At 64.0% G+C, this 1,988-nt stretch carries 1 protein-coding gene; it reads right to left on the bottom strand.

The genetic code is table 11. The features are described 5' to 3' along the window. The coding region (locus C6W55_RS00005; RefSeq protein WP_286890605.1) for a hypothetical protein at window positions 1-1,988 on the bottom strand (1,988 nt) is incomplete at both ends.

Raw genomic sequence — 1,988 nt, 5'->3', positions numbered from 1 at the left:
CGAGATGCCGCTGAGAGACGGGGAAATCTGCGTTGCCGTGGTGTCGAACAGGTTCTTGAGTCCAGACCAGCCCCGCAGCTCCTGGAAGTGGCGATAGTAGTCCTTCCGGTACGGAACCAACTTCTCCGGCCGGTTCGGGTAGATTCTCGCCAGAACCTCGTTCACCCGCGTGATCAGATCGTCGTATTGCCGGCGGAACCATTCGTTCGCCTGCACGATGTTCTGCCATTTGTCCGGCGCAGCCTTCTGCAACTCATCCAGCGTGATCCGGCCCTCGCCGAACTGCTGTACCAGCGCGGATTCCTTCGATCCCTTCTTGATGCCGAGCCCCTTCACGATGTCGTTGTAGAGCGCGTCTGTGAGCCGCTTCTGCTCCTCGGCGTATGCGCCCTTCGCGGCGTCGAACGGATCGAGGATGGCGCGCTTCACGCTCTCATAGTGCGGGCCGAACACCGTCTTGAAGTTGCGGTACACGTCTGCCGTGTTCAGGTTGATCGTCGACAGGTCTTTCAGCTCTTGCCCTTCGAAACCGGTCAGGCCAAGTTCTTCGGATTCGATCTGCTTTTGGATGACCTTGTATTGATCCTTCGCTCGCTTGTAGATTTCGCGGACATACGGCCGAATCTGCTCGCCGAAGTCCCGGACCATCTGCTCGGTGAAGTCGGCGAGCCTGACCGCGCCCTTGAGCATGTAGCCGGCGCCGATCTTCGCGTATTGGGCGTAGATGTCGACCGGGTTCGAGCTGAGGCGGTTCCGGCTGGCGGCCAGCTCGGCGCGGGCGCTTTCGATCAGCCGGTCGGCGTAGGCATTCACCCGATCCCGGACACGCGGCGCGATCTCGTCCGGCTGCGGCGGTTCGATCTCGTCGGCGAATGGAATGTCGTCATCTGCGGCGCGCGCCGGTTTCGGTTCTTCGAGCTGCCGCGTGTGTGCGGCCAGCGTGGGTTGTGCAGGCTGAGATGCCTGCGCTGGTTGCGCCTCTGCCCGCTGGGCGAGTTGTTCCGCCCGAGACATCCGAGAAGCACGTTCCGCCCATGTCGGGTCTTGCGAGCGCACCAGCGGAACACCGGCAATCTCACGCATGCGAAGTGTTTCGCGGCCCCGCTGCAGCGCCTCCGGCGACACCCGCCGCGGGCCCGCCAGCAGTTTTTCGAGGTCATACCCACGTTCCCGAGCGACAGCGATGGACGTGTCGTAGATGTTCATGTTCCGGCGGATGTCTTCGGCCAATTGCCGCATGCCCTCATAGGGCAGCTTCCGGATCTCGTTCAGCGAGAGATCGGGGATGCCGCTGTTCTGCTGAATCCACCGTGCCAACTCCCGCGGGTTTTCCAGCGGCGGCGTCATGCGCTCCATCACGGCCGGTCTGATCTCGGCGATCACCTGATCGAGTGAGGGCTGTTTCACGACACGGGCGCGCGTCGGTTCGAACGCACGAGCGGCTGATTGTGCTGCGGTTTCTGTCGCTTGTGCCTGTTGCGCAGTATTCGGCGTGCGCCGCAGCATGTTGTCGACGGCCCCGACATACGCTTCCGCAACCGGATCGAGAATAGCCCCGAGCGCCGCACTTTCGGCGATGTCGCCGAGCCGCTGGCCGAGCGTTTGGTCGTTCTTCCCGAACGCCGCTTCCGTGATCTCATACGGCGTCTGGAAGAATGCCCCCGCCGTCGCCCCGGTGAGCGCGTGCCCGGCGGCCCGCCCGGCGCTCTGCGCAGCCATTCGGGCGGTCGCGGCGGCCGTCGGCGAAGCGTTCGTCCGAGCGAGCACCTTCGCCGCGGCGTCGTCGGCCAGTTTCGGGAGCTGCTTCGTGACCTGTCCCGTCAGCCCTCTTGCGGCTCGGTAGGCACCGGCGCCAGCGCCCAGGTATCCGACCATGCCGAACAGTTGCGCCGCCTGTTCTTCCTGCGGCGTGCGTTCGCGGTCGCCGCGGACGTATCGTTCGATGCGGTCGGTCAGTTTGTCCGTCAGTCCGAATGTCAGATTGTCCA

It is taken from the genome of Thermobacillus sp., from assembly GCF_003390775.1.
Taxonomy (GTDB): Bacteria; Bacillota; Bacilli; order Paenibacillales; family Paenibacillaceae; genus Thermobacillus; species Thermobacillus xylanilyticus.
Note: the sequence above shows the minus strand (reverse complement) of the source record. Positions and strands in the feature narration are given on the sequence as shown.